16 protein-coding genes are annotated in these 18450 nt (G+C 75.1%); 7 read left to right on the top strand and 9 right to left on the bottom strand.

Annotation, left to right across the window (positions count from 1 at the left end; genetic code table 11):
• Positions 1-75 precede the first annotated feature (75 nt).
• Positions 76-2058, bottom strand: a complete 1983-nt coding sequence (locus ACPYO4_RS08745) for an APC family permease (protein ID WP_425708839.1) — start codon at positions 2056-2058, stop codon at positions 76-78.
• Between the two features lie 33 nt (positions 2059-2091).
• Here ACPYO4_RS08745 and ACPYO4_RS08750 point away from each other — a divergent pair, with 33 nt between their 5' ends.
• Both ACPYO4_RS08750 and ACPYO4_RS08755 read left to right on the top strand, forming a co-directional pair.
• A complete protein-coding gene (locus ACPYO4_RS08750; protein WP_425708840.1) occupies positions 2092-2757 on the top strand; it encodes a potassium channel family protein in 666 nt (221 codons plus the stop codon).
• Positions 2754-3431 (top strand): potassium channel family protein, encoded by a 678-nt coding sequence (locus tag ACPYO4_RS08755; protein ID WP_425708841.1) that lies wholly within the window; start codon positions 2754-2756, stop codon positions 3429-3431. The genes ACPYO4_RS08750 and ACPYO4_RS08755 overlap by 4 nt, the downstream gene beginning before the upstream one ends.
• On the opposite strand, the gene ACPYO4_RS08760 is transcribed toward ACPYO4_RS08755, so the two are convergent.
• From ACPYO4_RS08760 to ACPYO4_RS08770, 3 genes are read right to left on the bottom strand one after another with little or no spacing between them, the layout of a single operon-like run.
• A complete protein-coding gene (locus ACPYO4_RS08760) occupies positions 3422-4165 on the bottom strand; it encodes a DUF3159 domain-containing protein (RefSeq protein ID WP_425708842.1) in 744 nt (247 codons plus the stop codon). The genes ACPYO4_RS08755 and ACPYO4_RS08760 overlap by 10 nt on opposite strands.
• Positions 4162-4551, bottom strand: coding sequence for an OB-fold nucleic acid binding domain-containing protein (locus tag ACPYO4_RS08765; protein WP_425708843.1), 390 nt, complete (start codon positions 4549-4551; stop codon positions 4162-4164). The genes ACPYO4_RS08760 and ACPYO4_RS08765 overlap by 4 nt, the downstream gene beginning before the upstream one ends.
• Positions 4548-5276 (bottom strand): DUF3710 domain-containing protein, encoded by a 729-nt coding sequence (locus ACPYO4_RS08770; RefSeq protein ID WP_425708844.1) that lies wholly within the window; start codon positions 5274-5276, stop codon positions 4548-4550. Before ACPYO4_RS08770 ends, ACPYO4_RS08765 begins: the two co-directional genes overlap by 4 nt.
• 153 nt (positions 5277-5429) lie before the next feature.
• On the opposite strand from ACPYO4_RS08770, the gene ACPYO4_RS08775 reads away from it, so the two are divergent.
• On the top strand, positions 5430-5945 hold the full coding sequence (locus ACPYO4_RS08775) for a DUF3093 domain-containing protein (protein WP_425708845.1): 516 nt from the start codon (positions 5430-5432) through the stop codon (positions 5943-5945).
• Here ACPYO4_RS08775 and ACPYO4_RS08780 read toward each other — a convergent pair.
• Entirely contained in the window at positions 5915-6214 is a 300-nt protein-coding gene (locus tag ACPYO4_RS08780; protein ID WP_425708846.1) for a DUF4193 domain-containing protein, read from the bottom strand. The genes ACPYO4_RS08775 and ACPYO4_RS08780 overlap by 31 nt on opposite strands.
• A gap of 365 nt (positions 6215-6579) precedes the next feature.
• Here ACPYO4_RS08780 and sepH point away from each other — a divergent pair, with 365 nt between their 5' ends.
• Positions 6580-8004, top strand: a complete 1425-nt coding sequence (gene sepH, locus ACPYO4_RS08785; protein ID WP_425708847.1) for a septation protein SepH — start codon at positions 6580-6582, stop codon at positions 8002-8004.
• Positions 8005-8079: 75 nt separating this feature from the next.
• Here the strand turns inward: sepH and ACPYO4_RS08790 are convergent, their stop codons facing one another.
• From ACPYO4_RS08790 to ACPYO4_RS08805, 4 genes are all read right to left on the bottom strand, one after another.
• Positions 8080-8742 (bottom strand): thymidine kinase, encoded by a 663-nt coding sequence (locus ACPYO4_RS08790; RefSeq protein WP_425708848.1) that lies wholly within the window; start codon positions 8740-8742, stop codon positions 8080-8082.
• On the bottom strand, positions 8742-9905 hold the full coding sequence (locus tag ACPYO4_RS08795; protein WP_425708849.1) for an alkaline phosphatase family protein: 1164 nt from the start codon (positions 9903-9905) through the stop codon (positions 8742-8744). The genes ACPYO4_RS08790 and ACPYO4_RS08795 overlap by 1 nt, the downstream gene beginning before the upstream one ends.
• 11 nt (positions 9906-9916) lie before the next feature.
• On the bottom strand, positions 9917-10471 hold the full coding sequence (locus ACPYO4_RS08800; protein WP_425708850.1) for a DUF5998 family protein: 555 nt from the start codon (positions 10469-10471) through the stop codon (positions 9917-9919).
• A gap of 71 nt (positions 10472-10542) precedes the next feature.
• A complete protein-coding gene (locus ACPYO4_RS08805) occupies positions 10543-13326 on the bottom strand; it encodes a GNAT family N-acetyltransferase (protein WP_425708851.1) in 2784 nt (927 codons plus the stop codon).
• A gap of 113 nt (positions 13327-13439) precedes the next feature.
• On the opposite strand from ACPYO4_RS08805, the gene ACPYO4_RS08810 reads away from it, so the two are divergent.
• The 3 genes from ACPYO4_RS08810 (at position 13440) to ACPYO4_RS08820 (ending at position 18448) form a co-directional block, all read left to right on the top strand.
• A complete protein-coding gene (locus tag ACPYO4_RS08810) occupies positions 13440-15914 on the top strand; it encodes a DNA gyrase/topoisomerase IV subunit A (protein ID WP_425708852.1) in 2475 nt (824 codons plus the stop codon).
• Positions 15915-16085: 171 nt separating this feature from the next.
• The gene (locus ACPYO4_RS08815) at positions 16086-16859 is read left to right on the top strand and encodes an SDR family oxidoreductase (protein WP_425708853.1); all 774 of its coding nucleotides are present in this window, start codon (positions 16086-16088) and stop codon (positions 16857-16859) included.
• 368 nt (positions 16860-17227) lie between these two features.
• The gene (locus ACPYO4_RS08820) at positions 17228-18448 is read left to right on the top strand and encodes an amino acid ABC transporter substrate-binding protein (RefSeq protein WP_425708854.1); all 1221 of its coding nucleotides are present in this window, start codon (positions 17228-17230) and stop codon (positions 18446-18448) included.
• Positions 18449-18450: the final 2 nt, after the last annotated feature.

Raw genomic sequence — 18450 nt, forward strand, 5'->3', positions numbered from 1 at the left:
CCGCGCGTGCGCCCGCGGCGCCGGTCGGGCCCTGGGCCCCCGGTCCGCCGGGCTCCGGGGCCCGCGTCGTCCTCGTCAGTCACGTGCGACCTCCTGACCGCCGACCTCGTCGGCGCGAGCGAGCTGGAAGGGGACGGTGGCGACGACGACGCCGGGCACGAGCCGTAGGCGGTCCAGCAGCCGCCGGGCGGAACCGTTGTGCAGCAAGCGGTACCACACGCGGGCCGCCACGTACTCGGGGATGTAGACGACGACGATCTCCCGCGGCGAGGCCCGACGCACCGCGCGGACGTGCTCGAGGACCGGCTCGGTGACGTCCCGGAACGGTGCGTCGAGGACGGTGAGCGGGACGGGTACGCGCACCTCGTCCCACCGGCGTCGGAGCTCGTCGGTGGAGTCCTCGTCGAGGAGGACCGTCACGGCCTCGAGGCTCGACGGGCGCGTGGCGCGGGCGTAGGCGAGGGCGCGGGCGGTGGGCTGGTTGAGCGTGGAGACCAGGACGATCGCGTGCACCCGCGCAGGCAGGGACCGCGCCTCCGCGTCGGCGGGCACGGCCGTCCGGCGGGCCACGTCGTCGTAGTGCCTGCGCACCGCCCCCATGAGGAGGAACACCACGGCGACGAGCAGCACCGTGATCCAGGCACCGCGGGTGAGCTTGGTGACCAGCACGACCACGAGCACCACGGCCGTGAGCACCGCGCCGACCAGGTTGATCGCGCGGGACCTGCGGGCGGCCGACCGCAGCGCCGGGTCGTGCTCCCTGCGCAGGACGCCGCGCCAGTGCCGCACCATCCCGGTCTGCGTCAGCGTGAAGGAGACGAACACGCCGACGATGTAGAGCTGGATGAGCCGGGTGACGTCGGCCTGGAGGACGACGACGAGGACGGCGGCCCCCGCGGCGAGGGCGAGGATCCCGTTGGAGTACGTGAGCCGGTCGCCGCGCGTGTGCAGGCGGCGCGGCAGCAGCCCGTCGCGGGCGAGGACCGACGCGAGGACCGGGAAGCCGGTGAACGCCGTGTTCGCGGCGAGGAGGAGGATCGCGCCGGCGACGACGGCGACGAGCGCGACGACCGGTGCCCACCCCCACAGGACGGAGTCCGCGATCTGCACGATGGCGGGGTCCTGGTGGTAGCCCGCGCCGACCGGGACGCCGTCGCGCAGGAGCTGCTCGGCGGGACGTTCGACCACGCGGACGTCGATGGCCGTGGCGAGCCAGATCACCGACATGAGCATGGCCGCGGAGATGCCGCCGAGGAGCAGCAGCGTCGTCGCGGCGTTCCCGGACCTGGGCCTGCGGAAGGTCGGCACGCCGTTGGCCACGGCCTCGACGCCGGTGAGGGCGGCGCACCCGGAGGTGAAGGCCCGCAGGACGAGGAACGCCCCGCCGAGGGTGGTCAGGGCCTGGTCGTGCGCCGGGTCGGGCACCACGGTCAGGCTCGCCGTCGCCGCGTCGGGCAGTCCGCCGCCCAGCAGCTCGCGCCCGGCCCCGACGAGCGCGAGCACGCCCACCGAGGCCATGAACAGGTAGAACGGCACGCCGATCACCCGGCCCGACTCCCGCGTGCCGCGCAGGTTGAGCAGGGCCAGGGCGGCGACGAGCAGGGCGGCGATCGGGACGCGGTAGGGCTGGAGGGGCGGCACCGCCGAGGCGAGGTACTGGACCCCGGAGGAGACCGACACGGCGACGGTGAGCAGGTAGTCCACGAGGAGGGCGGACCCGACCCCTCGGCCCGCGCGGCGGCCGAGGTTCGTCGTCACGACCTCGTACCCGCCGCCGCCGGAGGGGTAGGCGCGCACCGTCTGCCGGTAGGACAGGACGACGACCACCATGACGACGACCACGGCGAGCCCGACGGCGGGCGACAGCGCGGTGGCCGCGACGCCCGCGAGCGCGAGGGTCAGGAGGATCTCGTCGGGCGCGTACGCGACGGAGGACAGAGCGTCGGAGGCGAACACCGGTAGCGCGAGACGCTTGGGCAGCAGGGTGCCGCCGAGGCGTTCGGTGCGCACCGGGCGACCCACGACCAGCCGCTTGAGCGCCGAGGCGAGGTCGGGCACGCGGTCGATGCTAGACCGCGGTACCGTCACCGCGTGCACGTGGTGATCATGGGCTGCGGCCGGGTCGGGGCCTCGCTCGCCGAGCAGCTCGACTCCGCCGGGCACTCCGTCGCGGTCGTCGACCAGGACCCCGACGCGTTCCGCCGGCTCGGGGACGACTTCTCCGGCCGTCAGGTCAAGGGCGTCGGGTTCGACCGCGACACCCTGCAGCAGGCCGGGATCGAGGACGCCTACGCGTTCGCCGCGGTCTCCTCGGGCGACAACTCCAACATCATCGCCGCGCGGGTCGCCCGGGAGACGTTCGCCGTGTCCCGCGTCGTCGCCCGCATCTACGACCCCCAGCGGGCCGAGGTCTACCAGCGGCTCGGGATCCCCACGGTGGCCACGGTGCGGTGGACCGCGGAGCAGGTCCTCGCCCACGTCCTGCCCTCGCCCACCCCCGCCGAGCTCGTCGACGCCTCCGGCCTCGTCTCGATCGTCCGGGTCGAGCCGAACGAGGCCTGGGCGGGCCGCACGGTCGTCGACGTCCAGGACGCCACCGGCGCGCGGGTCGCGTTCCTCACCCGCAGGGGCGCGGGCACCGTCCCGCACGCGACGTCGGTGCTCCAGCAGGGGGACCTCGTCCACGCCGCGGTGACGACCGACCGGGTGGGCGCGGTGCGCCGCGCGCTCCACGACCCGCCGGAGCGCCGGCGATGAGGGTGCTCATCGCCGGCGCGGGATCGGTCGGGCGGTCCATCGCGCTCGAGCTCCTCGCGCACGGTCACACGGTCACCCTCGTCGACCACGAGCCCGGGGCCATGCGCGTGGCGTCGGTCGCGCAGGCGGAGTGGCTGCTCGCCGACGCGTGCTCCCCGCGGGCGCTCACCGAGGCCGGGGCGGGCGAGAGCGACGTCGTCGTGGCGGCCACGGGCGACGACAAGGCGAACCTCGTCGTCTCCCTGCTCGCCAAGTCCGAGTTCGCGGTGCCCCGGGTGGTCGCGCGCATCAACAACCCGAGGAACGAGTGGATGTTCACCGAGACGTGGGGGGTGGACGTGCCCGTCTCCACGCCGCGCATCATGACCTCGCTCGTGGAGGAGGCGGTCTCGGTCGGCGACCTCGTGCCGCTGTTCCGCTTCCACCGCTCGGGCGCCTCGATCCACGAGCTCACGCTGCCGGACGGCTCGCCCGTCGTCGGGCACCGGGTGGGGACCGTCGACCTCGGGCCGCACGCGGTGCTCGCCGCCGTCATGCGCTCGGGCACCGCGTACGGGGTCGAGCCGGACCTCACCCTCGAGGCCGGCGACGAGCTGCTGCTCGTGCTCTCGGCGCAGGGCCAGGACGACCTCGATCAGCTCCAGGAGCAGCTCGCGCCCCGTGCTCAGGACTGAGCGGGCGCCGTCCCCGGCCGCTCGCGGACGAGCGCCCACGTGAACCAGGCGGCCAGCGCGAACAGCGGGATACCCATGACGAGTCGCGCCACGCCGAGCGCCGCGACCTCGCCCGCGAGGTAGAGCGGCACCTGGACCGCGAGCCGGGCGGCGAAGACACCGACCCACAGCCAGGAGGCCGCGACGTAGCGTCGACGCAGCGGGGCCGCCTCGGGATCGGTCCGCCACTGCATCCCGCGCCCCTTGAGCAGCTCGACGAGCACCCCGATCGGCGCCCAGCGCACCAGGATCGCGATCACCAGACCGAGGGCGTAGGCGGCGTTGACGTACAGGCCCCAGGCGAAGAAGTCCTCCGCCTGGCCCGAGCGCCACGCCCACACCACGCCGATGCCCACACCCAGGAGCCCGGACAGCGCCTGCGTGAGCGGGGTGCGCTGCACGAGCCGGATCGCGCACAGCACGACCGCGACGGCGAGGGAGGCCACGAGCGGGATCGTCAGCTCCCGCCAGATGACGAACGCGACGACGAAGACCGCGCCGGGCGCGACCGCCTCGATGACCCCGCGCACGCCGCCGATCGAGTCGGCCAGGGAGAAGTCCTCGGCGGCGACCTGCCCCAGGCCGGACCGGCGACCGGCGAGCGCGGCGCCGGCCGCAGCGGCCGGGTCACCAGCGGCGTCATGGTCCTTAGCGTCGCCGCGGCCCTCCTCGGCCGGCGCGTCCGGCGCGCTCATCGGTGCCTGCCGTCGGCGGCGTCGATCTCCTCGAGCTCGGCCAGGGAGGGCCGCAGCTCGTAGGCGGGATCGACGAGGGTGGGGCCGTCGTCGTCGAGCACGACGCCCTCGGCGACCAGGCGTCGGCCCGGGACCACGCCGGGCACCCGGCGCCGCCCGCGCAGCACGAGCGCGAGCTCGCCGGTGCCGTCGAACAGGTGCGCCCGCAGGTCCGGGGCCGCATCGACCGGCGGGTAGGTGACCGACCGCAGGACACCCGTGACGCGGACCCGCTCGCGGGGCCGGACGGACCCGATCGGACGGCAGCCGTCCACCCGGGAGGACTCGCGCTCGTCGCGGGCGTCGAGCTCGGCGACGCTCGGGAGGAGCCCGCGCCGTGACGTCACCGGGTCTCCGTGGTCTCGGGGCCGCGCTGCAGGTCGCGGAGCGTGAGCGTGCGGCGTTCCGGCGCACCGCCCGTGTCGACCTCCGACCCGGCCTCGGCCGTGCCGGGCGCGGTGAGCGTGACGACCTCGCGCGGGGCGCGGGCCTCCGGACCCCGGTCGACGACGACGTCCGCGAGCACGTCCCGCAGCGGCTCGGCCGCGGCGTCGTCCGTGGCCGCGAGGCCGGAGAGCATGCCGCGCAGGAACCAGCGTGGCCCGTCGACACCGATGAACCGCAGCACGTTCATCGCGCTCGTACCGTCCGAGCGCGTGACCGGGAGGTGGACGACGAGCTCGTCGCCCCAGCGTCCGGTCGTCTCCTCGACCATGCCCTTCTGCTTCTCGACCGAGGCGGCGAGCTCCGCGCGGACCTCGTCCCACAGGCCGGCCGAGCGTGGGGCGGCGAACAGCTGCATCTGCAGGGCGGAGCCCTCGAGCGCGACCGACGTGCCGATGACCGTGCGGCGCTTCTTCTCCAGCTCGAGCCGCACCTTCATCCCCGACGCCCGGGGGATGCGCAGCGCGCCGAGGTCGAGGCGACCGTCGAGGTCGGGCCGGTCGGCCACGTCGAACGGGCCGGCCGCCTCGTCGGCGCTCTCCGCGTCGTCGGTACCGGTGGTGGCGTCGTCCTGCTCCGGCTCCGGCGTCTCGGCCGCCTTGTGCCGGCCGCGTGAAAACAGTCCCATGCGTTCCTCTCCTGCCCGCCGTCGCCGCGGCCGCGGCGCGCCCGGCGGACACCGCGTGCGAGCCTACCCGCGAGGCCCGGCCCGCTGCGGCCGGTGGTGCGTCACGGTCGTCCGGCGGTGGTCGGAGCCCGCCCGCGGTGGCAGGCTGGGGCCGTGACCACCACCTCGTCCCCGCTCTTCCGCGAGCGGCTCGTCCCCGGCCTCGTGCCGATGGTCCTGGCGGCCTTCCTGGGCCTGTCGCTCGCGCTGGCGGCGATGCCGTTCGGCGTCGTCCCGGCGGTCGTGGTCGGCGTCGTCTCGGCCGTGGCGGCGGGGGCCGGGCTCGTGCTCACGTCCCCGGTCGTCGAGGTCGTGGCGGAGGGGCCCGGTGAGCAGGGCGACGTCGGCGAGGAGGGACCGACGCTGCGGGCCGGAGGCGCCGCGATCGCTCTCGCCAGGCTCGGGGACGCCCACCCGCTCGACCGCGAGGGGATGCGGGCGATCATGGGGCCGCGCGCCGATGCGCGGTCGTTTCTCGTCCATCGTTCGTGGGTCCGTCGCGGCGTCGCGGTCGTCGTCGAGGACGATCGGGACCCGACCCCGATGTGGGTCGTCTCGACGCGGCGGCCGGACGAGCTGGCCGCCGCGCTGAGATCAGGTCAGGCCGCGCACTCGGTGCAGACGAGCTGACCGTTCTCCTCGTACGCGAGCTGGCTGCGGTGGTGGACGAGGAAGCAGCGCGAGCACGTGAACTCGTCCGCCTGGCGCGGGAGCACGCGGACGCTCAGCTCCTCGCCGGACAGGTCGGCGCCGGGGAGCTCGAAGCCCTCGGCCGCCTCGGTCTCGTCCTCGTCCACCGAGCTCGACGACTGCTCGGCGCGACGCGCCTTGAGCTCCTCGATCGAGTCCTCGCCCAGCTCCTCTTCGTTCTTGCGGGGTGCGTCGTAGTCAGTCGCCATGCTGGCGTCACGCTCCGGGTTCTACTCGTGGTTCGCGGGGTGGGATACGCCCCTGGATCGCGGTCAACGCATACCTGCGGAGATTGTTCCCGACCTTGGTCGGACGGATTGTGCACCACAAATCCTCCGGCGGCCACCCGGATCCACGGGTCGGCGCCCGGGGCGCGGCCGGCCGCGGATCCTCGCGCCCGTCTCCGCCGGTGCGCCGCCCCGCACCCGCGGCCGCACGCGGCGCACTGTGAGGCGTTCCACTGCCACCGGCGCCGGTGCCGGCCCCGGGGCCGCCGCGACCTCCCGCGCCCCCGGCTCGCTGGCACCTATCCTGTTGGCGCCCGGGCCCACGGGTTGTCGCCGAGGAGGACCCCATGGTCGATCTGACCGTCACCGGAACGTCCGAGTCCGGCGAGCACCTGCTCGTCGGCGGACCGGACGGCGCCGAGTACCGCCTGCGGATCGACGAGGACCTCCGCACCGCGCTGCGCCGCGCATCGGCCACCAGCCGGCGCACCGCCGAGCCGAGGCACCTCTCGCCCCGGGACATCCAGACGCTCCTGCGCGCCGGCCAGGACGTCGACGAGATCGCCGAGGAGCACGGGCTGCCCCGGGAACGGGTCGCGCCGTTCGAGCCCCCGGTGACGGCCGAGCGCGCCTTCGTCACGGAGCAGGCCCGCAAGCAGCGGGTCGGGCACGACTCCGACTCCCCCACGCTCGGCGACCTCGTCGTCGACCGGCTGGCGGCCCGCGGTGTCGAGGTCGAGCACCTGGCGTGGGACGCCCGGCGGCGCGCGGGCGAGTCGTGGCAGGTCGGCGTCACCTTCGTCGCGGCCCGCAAGGAGCGGACCGCGATGTGGACGATCGACCTGCAGGCGCGGACCCTGGTCGCCGTCGACGACGAGGCCAGGTGGCTCTCGGAGACCGACGTCAGCGCGGGCCGGCGTCCCGCGCGCAGCGACGGCCCGCTCGGCGAGGTCCGCTCCCGACCGGGTGCCGAGCCGCCGTGGGCCCGCGAGGACCGACCTGCCGGCGCCGCGGAACGGGCCGTCACCGACCGCGACGGCTCCGGCGTGGACGCGTCCGCCGCGGGCGGCACCCCTCGGTCCGCGGTGGGCGGCGCGACGGAGGACCCCGTGACCTCGCCCGCCGACCTGCCGGACGACGACGCCACGGAGGCGCTGCTGGACGACCTGGCCGCCCACCGCGGGACCCGGCAGGACATCGACGACCTGCAGGACGAGCTGGACCTGGACTCGCTCGACGAGGACGACGACGCGGACGAGATCCCGGCCGCGCACCCCCCGGCCTCCCGGCCCGACCAGGCGCGCGACGCCCAGGTGCTGTCGCTTGACGCCCATCGGCGCGCGCGGCCCGGCATCGGGCCGGACCCCGACGAGGTCGCGCTCGACCCGCGCGGCACACACCCCTCGGGGCGGGGCAGGCCGGCCCCGAGCGCGGACGAGGACGCGCGCGCGACGACGACGGCCCGCACGGCGGACGCCCGTGGGGAGGGCACCCGCACCGGTGGTCCGGCCGCGGGCGAGGCGACGGACGCACCCGACACGCACGCGTCGGACCCCGACGCGGACCCGCCGACCGACCACGGGGACGGTGACCCCGAGCACGACTCACCCGCCGCGGCCTCCCCCGACGCCGACGGCTCCGCCACGGAGGAGGACGCTCCCGCCCCGGCGAGGACGGCACGATCCCCACGTTCGTCCGGGCGCAAGCAGCGGCGGTCGGTGCCGTCGTGGGACGAGATCGTGTTCGGGTCGCGCTCGGATCCCACCGACTGACGACCCACCGCGTCAGGGCGGCGACCCACCGCACCAGGGCGCGGCCGACCGACGACGCCCCGCCGCTCCGGCGCGTCAGTCGCCCGCGAGGTCCAGCGTCGGTGGGCTCAGCTCGCCCACCCGGGCGCGCGCGGCCGTCAGCCCGCGCATGTGGTGGCTGCGGCACAGCACCTCGTACGCGACCTCCGCCGCGGGGGCTCCCGTCAGGTCGGCGGTGTCGCCGACGACGACCTGCTCGCCCTCGGTGACCATGACGCCGCCGACCGTGCGCGCGTTGTGCGTCGCCCGGGCACCGCACCAGCACAGCGCCTCGACCTGGAGGCGCTCGACCCGGTCGGCGAGCTCGACGAGCCTGGCCGCCCCGGGGAACAGCCGCGTGCGGAAGTCCGTCGTGATGCCGAACGCGAAGACATCGACGTCCATCTCGTCGGCCACCCGGGCGAGCTGCTCGACCTGCCCGGGCGTGTAGAACTGCGCCTCGTCGCAGACGAGGTAGTCGACCCGTCCACCCGCGGTGCGGCGCCGGACGACCTCCGCCCAGAAGTCGGTCTCGTCGCTGACCTCGACGGCCGGCGCTCGCAGCCCCAGCCGGGAGGAGAGGACGCCCGTGCCGCCCCGGTCGCTACGGCTGAAGCGCAGCCCGTCCAGACCGCGCGCGGCGTGGTTGTGGTCGACCTGGAGCGCGAGCGTGGACTTCCCGGAGTCCATGGTCCCGGAGAAGAAGACGAGCCGACCCATCAGGCGTCGGCCACCAGGAGCGGTACCTGCTGCTCGTCCGGCGTCGACGAACCGTGCACGCCGATCAGGGCGGTGGACCCGATCGATGCGGAGCCCTCCTCGAGGACCACGGTGGCACCGCCGAGGAGCGCGACGACCTCGCCGACGGCCCCGCGCCGGTCCTCGGGCACGTCGACGCCCAGCGCCCCGGAGGCGAGCAGCTCCTCGCGGGTGAGAACCGCGGAGTCGGGCCCGAGCACGTCCCGCCAGCGCCGTGCGACGTCGTCGGGGTGGGCGTCGTCGGTGAGGAACAGGTGGCACGCCCGCGGCTCGCCGGCCACCTGGGCGACTCCTCGGCACAGCTCCGGGTGCGCCGCGAGGTCGATGCGCTCGGCGACGTCGACCATGCCGTGGTCGGCCGTGACGACGACGAGCGTGCCGCGGGGCAGCTCCCGGGTGAGCCGGCGCAGCTCGGCGTCGGCCGCCATGAGCTCCTCGCCCCACTCCCACGACCCCCAGCCGTGCACGTGACCGACGTGGTCGACCTCCCCCCAGTAGAGGTAGGCCAGGTTCGCGTCGCCCCGCAGTGCGCCGACCGCGACGTCGACCCGGTCGGCGAGGGACTCCCCCGTGACGCCGCGGCCGCCGCGCAGGGCCGACCGCGTGAGGCCCGAGCCGACGAACCGTGCCGGCCCGATCGTCACGGCGCCGCGCGCGTCGCCGGTGCGGGCCGCCGCCTGCTCGAACAGGGTCGGGACGCGCTGCCACCGCTCGGCGGTCATCGGCGCGTCCTGCCAGGTGACGAGGTTGACGAGCTCGCCGCTGGGCGGATGACGCAGCGTGTAGCCGAGCATGCCCGTCAGGCCCGGGAGCTCGCCGGTGCCGAAGGTCGTCAGCGCGGCGGCCGTGGTCGAGGGCAGGCACGTGTCCAGCGTGACGGCGTCGGGCAGCAGCGAGCGCAGGAACGGCGCGTGCCCCCCGCGCTCGGTCAGCTGGGCGAGGCCGAGACCGTCCACGAGGACGACGCACACCTTGGTCGCCGTCGGCAGCCCCAGGTCGGCGCGGTCGAGCGCGGAGTCCCGGCCGGCCGAGGCGGTGGCCACACCGACGGAGTCGAACGCCGCCGGCAGGACCGCCCGCAGGTGGCGGCCGAGGTCGGGTGCGCCGGGTGCCCGTGCCCGCATCCGGTCCGGCCTCAGGACTGGCCGGCGGTCGCGCCGGACAGCTCGCGGGCGAACCGCAGCGCGCGGTCGAGCGCGTCCTGCCCGTCGGCCTGCGCCGCGACCCGGATGACGACGTCCTCGGGCGAGAGCGTGCCGGTCATCCCGTGGTCCGCCTCGCAGTCCGGGTCGCCGCACGACTGCCGCTCGAGGTCGACCCGGTGGATCGCCCCCCAGCCGACCGACAGGGTGAGCTCGGACGTGCTCCCGCGGCCGGCGGGGTCGAGGACGCCGTGCGTGAGTGCGACGGTGCGGATCTCGTGCAGGGCGACGGTCTCGGACGTGGCGAGCGCGCCCGGGCCGGACTCCTCGTCCGCGACGTCGTCGACGTGGACGACGACGAACCTGCTGCGGGTCAGCGCGAGCACCGTGAGGTGGCGGCGCAGCTCGTGGTCGAAGGTCGTCTCGGGGTGCACGAGGTGCGCCGTGACGGCCTCCCCGGCGAGCGCGACGTCGAGCACGTCCGCGACGAGCTGCGGGTAGAAGCCCGCGTCGTCGAGGTCTTGGCGCAGTGAGCTGGTCCGAGGCACCGTCTCATCCTGCCACCCCGGCCGGACCCGCATGGGCGGGCGTGGCCCCCGGCGCTCCTCGCGTCGGATCCTCACCCCTCGTCGTCCGGCGTGGACGGCCGGGGCAGCGCCCGTCGGCCGGCGTCCATCCGGCTGGGCGCCCGCAGCGCCACCCGCGCACCCGCCACGGACAGGGAACGGCGCCCGACGATGACCGGGTTGAGCTCGATCTCCGCGATCGAGGGCAGGTCGTCGACGAGGGCGGCGACGCGACCGAGGACGTCGGCCAGCGCGCGGGTGTCCACCGCGTGCAGGCCTCGGTCGCCGGTGAGTCGGGCGGCCGCGCGCAGGTCGGTGATCATCGTCGCCACGTCCCTGGCGGTGACCGGCGCGACCCGGTAGGTGACGTCCCCGAGGATCTCCGAGGCGTCGCCGGCCACGCCGAGCGAGATCACCGGACCGTACACGGGGTCCTCCCCGCCGCGGACGACGACGGCGACGCCCGGGGCGGCCATCGCCTGCACCTCCAGGGCGGACTCCCGGCCCAGCACGTCGCGCGAGCGCGAACGTATCTGGCGGACTGCGGCGCGCACGTCGTCGTCGTCGAGCAGGTCCAGGCGGACGCCGCCCAGGTCCGTGCGGTGCCGCAGCACGTCGTCGAACGCCTTGACCGCCACCGGGTACCCCACCTCCCGGGCGACCGTCACCGCGTCGGCGGCGATGTCGTCGTCGGTCGTGGCCGGCCCGGACCCGACCGGGTGAGCGAGCAGAAGGTCGATGCCGTAGGTGCCCAGGAGCGCCGCGACGCGGTCGGGCGTCAGGACGACCGTCTCGCCGCTGGTCGCGGTGGGCAGCACGTCGAGGACCGCGGCGCGCGCGGCGAGCGGGTCGGTGCCGTCCGGCTCGAGCAGGGCCCCGACGTCCGCGTCGCGCCGCGCCTGGGCGGCGGCGCGCAGCGCGACGGACCGGGCGGCCACCTCGAGCGAGCCGACGGCGGGCAGCGCGTGCTCGCCGGAGCGGAGCCGCTCGTCGAGTCCGTGCAGCCCGGAGACCCAGGCGACCCAGGGGCGGTCCGCGTCGGCGGCTGCGGCCGCTGCGACGACGGCGAGCAGCTCGTCGTCGACCCCGCCGAGCACGTCCGCGACGGCGACGACGACGGCGTCGACGTCCTCGTCGAGGACGACCCCCTGCAGCCGCTCGCGGGCGGCGACCGGGCCGGCGTCGAGGACGGCGACCGGGCCGACGGGCGAGAGTCCGGCCGCCCGGGCGGTCGCCGACAGGGTGGCCGCGAGCGAGTGGGACGTGGCCGCCAGCGCGACCCGCACGCCCGCGGGTGCCGGCTGGGTGAGGGCCACGGCGGCCAGGTCCAGCGCCTCGCGCACGGAGCGGGCGGGCAGGGCGCCGGCCTGGGCCAGCACGGAGTCGATGACGGACGGCGGGAGCGCGGAGGTGGCGACCGCGTGCCCGGGCAGCGTGGCGACCGCCGTGGTCGCGGACGTGAGCACGACCAGGGCGCGCTCGGCGGACAACCGCCTGGCGACGCGCGTGAACTTCCGGGCGTTGCCGAGCGTCTGCAGGTGGACGATGCCGACCCCGACCCGGTCGTCCGCGGACCAGCCCTGCATCGTGTCGTTGCCGGAGACGTCGATGCGGTTGCCGGCGGCCACGACCGCGACCTCGGGCAGCCGGCGGTTGGCGGCGCCCTGCCGGAGCGCGAGGGCCGCCTCCCGGGTCTGGGCGAAGATCCCGAGGCCCCGGCCACCGACCTCCGGAGCGGGCCCGTCGGGGCCCAGGCCGAGGCCCGGGTCGGCGAGGGTGAGGTCGTAGGCGCCCGCGTCGCCCCTGCCCAGGACCCCGTAGGAGGCGGGACCGAGCACGCGCAGTCCGGCGAGGCGCGTCGCGCGCAGCAGGTCGAGCTGGTGCTCCCGGCCCGGACCGAGAGCGAACCCGCCCGTGAGCACCACGAGCGAGCGCACGCCGAGGGCGCGCAGCCCGGGGACGCAGGCGACGACCCGGGCCGGCTCGCCGGCGACGACGGCGAGGTCGAGGTGCTCGGGCAGGTCGACCTCTCCAGAGGAAAGGGCGTCGAGGTCGCTCACGTGCTCCGCGCCGCCCGGGTCCAGGGGGCCGACGGCCACGAGCGGGATCGTCCCCTGCGCCCCGGCCGCGGCACGCGCCCGCGCGAGGATCCTCGAGGCCATCGGCCGGCCCGCCTCGTCGAGGGCGACGACGACGGCGCCCCGCGCGGCGGTCAGGGTGTGCATGGACAGCGCCTCCGCGCGCCGCTCCCGCTCGGCGAGGACCTCCCAGGAGCGGCCCGTGCTGCGCAGCGGGATCTCGAGGCTGACCACCCCGTCGTCGTAGCGGGAGCGGACCTCGTAGCCGGCGTCGGAGAAGACCCGGATCATCTGGGTGTTCTCCGGCAGGACGTCGGCGACGAACGTGTGGACGCCACGCTCCCGCGCCGCCGCCACGACGTGCTCGAGAAGGATCGAGCCCAGTCCGCGGCCCTGCTCTGCGTCGGAGACGGCGAACGCCACCTCGGCCGTGCCGGGCTCGACGACGTCGTACCGACCCACGCCCCGGATCACCGGCCCCTCGGTGAGGACGAGCGCGACCCGCCCGACATGGTCGACGTTGGTGAACCGGTGGGCGTCCTGGGGCGAGAGCCGCGGCATGGGGGCGAAGAAGCGGAAGTACTGCGAGCGCTCGGACTGCGCGGCGTGGAAGTCGGACAGCGCGTCGGCGTCCGCCGGCGAGATCGGCCGGATGTGCATCGTGGCCCCGTCGCGCAGGACCACGTCCGCCTCCCAGCCCGCGGGCGCCCCCCGGTCGGTCCCGGCGTCCCGGTCCTCGGTGGCCTCAGGCGTTCCCATGGGTCCAACCTAGTGCGCGACGTGACGCGCCCCACGCGGCGGCAGGGCCGGGGGCGCGTCCGGCGGCGTGCCGTACGCCGCCCACCGCCCGCCGTGGTGCGACGATCGTCGGCATGCCGCGCACCGCACCGCCCGTCGTGGACGAGCACATCGTCGACATCGACGTCGCCGCCGAGATGGAGGGCTCGTTCCTCGAGTACGCCTACTCGGTGATCTACGCCCGTGCCCTCCCCGACGCCCGCGACGGGCTCAAGCCCGTCCAGCGCCGGATCCTTTACCAGATGGACCAGATGGGGCTCCGGCCCGACCGGGCGCACGTGAAGTCCTCCCGGGTGGTCGGTGACGTCATGGGCAAGCTCCACCCGCACGGCGACACGGCGATCTACGACGCCATGGTGCGGCTCGCCCAGGACTTCGCCATGCGGCTGCCCGTCGTGGACGGGCACGGCAACTTCGGCTCGCTCGACGACGGCCCCGCCGCCCCCCGGTACACGGAGGTGCGCCAGGCGCCCGCCGCCGTCGCGATGGTCGCCGACCTCGGCGAGGACGTCGTGGACCTCGTGCCGAACTACGACGGCTCGACGACGCAGCCCGAGGTGCTGCCGGCGGCGTGGCCGAACCTGCTCGTCAACGGCGCCTCGGGGATCGCCGTCGGGATGGCGACCAACATGGCGCCCCACAACCTCGTCGAGGTGGTCGCCGCGGCGCGGCACCTCGTGGCCCACCCGGACGCGAGCCTGGAGGCCCTGCAGCGGTTCGTCCCCGGCCCCGACCTGCCCGGCGGCGGACGGATCGTCGGCCTCGAGGGCGTGCGCGAGGCGCAGGCCGGTGGCCGCGGGTCGTTCCGCACCCGGGCGACCGTCCGGGTCGAGCAGGTCACACCACGCAAGAAGGGCATCGTCGTCACCGAGCTGCCCTACATGGTGGGGACCGAGCGCGTGATCGGGAAGATCAAGGACGGGGTCGACGCGCGGCGGATCGAGGGCATCACCGGCGTCGTCGACCTCACCGACCGGCACCAGGGGCTGCGGCTCGTCATCGAGCTCAAGACCGGGTTCAACCCGGACGCCGTCCTCGAGCAGCTCTACCGGTACACCCCGCTCGAGGAGTCCTTCAGCATCAACAACGTGGCCCTCGTCGAGGGTCGGCCACGGACCCTCGGGCTGAAGGAGATGCTCGAGGTCTACGTCGACCACCGGCTCACCGTCACGCGGCGTCGTTCCGAGCATCGCCTGCGCAGGGCTCGCGAGCGCTCCCACCTGCTCGAGGGCCTGCTCGCCGCGGTGCTCAACATCGACGAGGTCGTCCAGCTCATCCGGTCGGCCGAGAGCGCCGAGGCGGCCCGGACCGGACTCATGACCGTCTTCGACCTCACCGCCGAGCAGGCGACGTACATCCTCGACCTCCAGCTGCGCCGGCTCACGCGCTACTCGGTCCTGGAGATCGAGGGCGAGCACGAGGAGCTGCTGCGCCGTGCCGCCGAGCTCGAGGAGATCCTCGGCTCGGACCAGGCGCTGCGCTCGCTCGTCTCCGCGGAGCTCGCCGAGGTGGCCAAGGCCCACGGGACACCGCGGCGCACCGTGCTGCTCGAGTCCGCCGGGGGCGCGCCGAGGTCCGGCGCCGAGGCGGCCGCGGTGCCCGCCCGCGGCCGGAGGGGGGCCACCGCGGCGCCCCTGGAGGAGCCCGACGACCCGTGCTGGGTCCTGCTCGGGGGCACCGGGCGGATCGCCCGGACGCCGGGCGAGGACGCCCCGCCGCGCACGGGCGACCGGGTCGCGCACGACGCCGTCACCCACGCGGTCGCGACGACCGCACGCTCCGACGTCGGGATCGTCACCTCCGCGGGCCGGGTCGTCCGGCTCGAGGCGCTCCACGCCCCCGCCCTGCCCGGGACCACCACCGCGCCCGGGTTGTCCGGCGGGACCGCCGTCGAGGAGCTCGTCGCGCTGGAGCGGGAGGAGACGGTCGTGGGGCTCGTCGGCCTCGGCGACGACGCGCCGACCGTGGCCCTCGCGACCGCGTCCGGCGTGGTCAAACGGGTCTCCCCCGCCGACCGCCCGGCCAGCCGTGAGTCCTGGGACGTCATCGCCCTCGCGGACGGCGACTCCCTGGTCGCCGCCCGCCACGCCGGCGACGACGACCAGCTCGTGCTCGTGTCCTCCGACGCCCAGCTGCTCCGGTTCGACGCCTCGCTCGTGCGGCCCACCGGACGCTCGGGCAAGGGCGTGGCGGGGATCCGTCTCGCCGCGGGCGCACGGCTCGTCCACATGGGCGTCGCCCCGACGTCGGACCTCGGCTCACGGGCCGTGGTGACGATCGCGGGGCCCGGGGGCGCGCTGCCCGGGACCACGCCCGGGAGCGCCAAGGTCACCCCGCTGGACCGCTACCCCGCCAAGGGCCGCGCCACCGGCGGCGTGCGGGCGCACCGGTTCCTGCGCGGCGAGGACGAGCTCCAGCTCGCCTGGGTCGGTCCGATGCCGGTGCGCGCCGTCGGGGCCGGCGGGCAGGCCGTCGACCTTCCCGAGGTCGACGAGCGCCGCGACGGGTCCGGCCACGCGCTGTCGGTGCCGGTCGCTGCGATCGGCTGACGGCCGGGAGGCCCGCCGGCCGGGGAACGGGGACGGCTCGTACGCGGGCCGCCCACCCACGTCGTCCCTGCTCAGCAGGCCGTTGGTCCCGTGACTCGCGGCCCGTGCCGTGCTGTGCTGGTCCCACGCGGACCGGACAGGTGCCGCGCTCGAACAACCAGGGAGGACCAGATGTCAGTCATCGACATGTTCAGCCTCGACGGGAAGGTCGCCTACGTCACCGGCGCCGCACGGGGCATCGGGGCAGCCCTCGCGGAGGCGCTGGCCGAGGCGGGTGCAGACGTCGCGATCGTCGACATCGACGAGGACGCGGCCCGCGCGACCGCGGACCGGCTGGCGGAGGCGACGGGCCGGCGAACGGCGGCCTACCGCATCGACGTCACCGACCCCGCACAGGCACAGGTGCTTGTCGACTCCGTCGTGGCGGACCTCGGCTCGCTCGACATCGCCTTCCACAACGCGGGGATGGCGCACAACGAGCCGGTCGAGGAGCTGACGGTCGAGGACTGGCAGCGGATGATGAACCTCAACCTCAACGCCGTCTTCTACGGCACCCAGGCGGCCGGCCGGCACATGCTGGCCAACGGCGGGGGCGCGATCGTCAACACCGCGTCGATGTCCGGCCACATCGTCAACGTCCCCCAGCCGCAGGCCCACTACAACACGTCCAAGGCGGGCGTCATCCACCTGTCGAGGTCGGCGGCGACCGAGTGGGCCCAGCGGGGCGTACGGGTCAACACGATCAGCCCCGGGTACATCGGGACCGAGCTTCTGCAGGCTCCCGCGCTCAAGCCTCTCCTCGAGGAGTGGGCGAGCCTGACGCCGCAGCGCCGCGTCGGCACCCCGGAAGAGCTCAAGGGCATCGCCGTCTACCTCGCGAGCGACGCGGCGAGCTACACGACGGGTACCGACGTCGTCGTCGACGGCGGGTACACGCTCGTCTGATCCCCACCTCCGGGCCTCGGCTTCGACCCACCCGCGCGGCTCCGCCCCCCTCCGGGAGCGGGGCCGCCTCGCATCGCGCGCAGCCGTCGAACCAGCACCCCGATCCCGAGGAGAGTGCGGCCCCGACACTCTGAGATCCCTCTCGCTCGTGGAGCAGAGCCGCGCTCACTCGTCCGGCAGACTGCCGCTCACTCGCCGGGAAGAACCGCCCTCACCCACCGAGCACAACTCCCCTCACTCGCCACCGAGTGGGCAGGCGACCGTGGCGAACGACCCGCGCGACACGCCGGGGGTTGTGTCGTCACCGCTGCGCACCTACTCTGCGGAAAGCGCTTTCGCGCATGCACGTTCCGAACAAGGAGGCTCGGATGTCGACGAAGATCTTCAGGCTCGCCGCGGTGACCGCCGGCGCAGCCCTCGTGCTCGCCGCGTGCGGCGGATCGGACGACGAGGGAGGCGGCGAGGACACCGACGACCCCATTGTCATCGGCGTCTCGCTCCCCCTGACCGGCGACTTCGCCGAGCCGGGTCTCGGCGTCCAGCGCGGCTACGAGGTGTGGGCCGAGGTCGTCAACGACAACGGCGGCCTGCTGGGGCGTCAGGTGGAGCTGCGGATCCTCGACGACGCCTCGGACGCGGCCCGCGTGGTGTCGGACTACGAGTCGCTCATCGCGCAGGACGAGGTCGACCTCGTCTTCGGCCCCTTCTCCACCCGCCTCGTGGTGCCCGCCTCGCGCGTCGCCTCCGAGTACGGGATGCTGTTCGTCGAGCCGGCCGCCGCGGCCGCCGAGGTCTTCGAACAGGGCTTCGAGAACATCTTCTACGCGGCGCCCGCCATCGCCCCCGACCACTACAACAACCTGGTCGAGTACATCGGCCAGATGCCGGAGGACGAGCGGCCGGAGACCGTCGCCGTCGCCGCGATGGACGACCCGTTCGCCCAGGGCACCGCGTACGGCCTGCGGGACGGTCTCGAGGAGCTCGGGCTCGAGATCGTCGTCGACGAGGTCTACCCGCCCAACGCCACCGACTTCTCGGGCATCGCGGCCCAGATCGCCTCGGCCGACCCCGACGTCGTCATCGGCGGCACGCAGTACCAGGACGCGGTCAACCTCATCCTGGCCCTGCAGCAGCTCAACTACCAGCCACGGCTGGCGGCCTTCTCCACCGCGCCGACGAACCCCGAGTTCGTCGAGGCGATCGGCGGCAACGTCGAGGGCATCATCGCCCCGACCGGATACACCCCCGAGGCCGAGTTCCCCACCAATGCCGAGTTCGTCGAGGCCTACACCGAGATCCACGGGCACGCGCCCGGCGAGGACGAGGCCAACGCCTACACCACCGGTCAGGTCGTCGCCGCCGCCGTCGAGGCCGTCGGCTGCGCCGAGCAGGGTGACTGCCAGCAGGACCTCATCGACTGGCTCCATGAGAACTCGGTCGACACGATCGTCGGCACCCTGTCCTGGGACGAGGCCGGCCGCCCCGACGGTGCCCACCTGATCCAGCAGTACGTCGACGGTGAGATCGCCATCGTCCTGCCCGACGAGACCGCCACGACCGAGCTCGTCTACCCCAAGCCGGAGTGGTGAGC

This window comes from Georgenia sp. Z1491, from assembly GCF_049856175.1.
GTDB lineage: Bacteria > Actinomycetota > Actinomycetes > Actinomycetales > Actinomycetaceae > JB111.

Coding starts and splice junctions, on each gene's coding strand:
- ACPYO4_RS08820 (WP_425708854.1), top strand. CDS start 17,228: ATGTCGACGAAGATCTTCAGGCTCGCCGCGGTGACCGCCGGCGCAGCC.
- ACPYO4_RS08790 (WP_425708848.1), bottom strand. CDS start 8,742: ATGGGTCGGCTCGTCTTCTTCTCCGGGACCATGGACTCCGGGAAGTCC.
- ACPYO4_RS08755 (WP_425708841.1), top strand. CDS start 2,754: ATGAGGGTGCTCATCGCCGGCGCGGGATCGGTCGGGCGGTCCATCGCG.
- ACPYO4_RS08780 (WP_425708846.1), bottom strand. CDS start 6,214: ATGGCGACTGACTACGACGCACCCCGCAAGAACGAAGAGGAGCTGGGC.
- ACPYO4_RS08805 (WP_425708851.1), bottom strand. CDS start 13,326: ATGGGAACGCCTGAGGCCACCGAGGACCGGGACGCCGGGACCGACCGG.
- ACPYO4_RS08770 (WP_425708844.1), bottom strand. CDS start 5,276: ATGGGACTGTTTTCACGCGGCCGGCACAAGGCGGCCGAGACGCCGGAG.
- ACPYO4_RS08810 (WP_425708852.1), top strand. CDS start 13,440: ATGCCGCGCACCGCACCGCCCGTCGTGGACGAGCACATCGTCGACATC.
- ACPYO4_RS08815 (WP_425708853.1), top strand. CDS start 16,086: ATGTCAGTCATCGACATGTTCAGCCTCGACGGGAAGGTCGCCTACGTC.
- ACPYO4_RS08795 (WP_425708849.1), bottom strand. CDS start 9,905: ATGCGGGCACGGGCACCCGGCGCACCCGACCTCGGCCGCCACCTGCGG.
- sepH (WP_425708847.1), top strand. CDS start 6,580: ATGGTCGATCTGACCGTCACCGGAACGTCCGAGTCCGGCGAGCACCTG.
- ACPYO4_RS08760 (WP_425708842.1), bottom strand. CDS start 4,165: ATGAGCGCGCCGGACGCGCCGGCCGAGGAGGGCCGCGGCGACGCTAAG.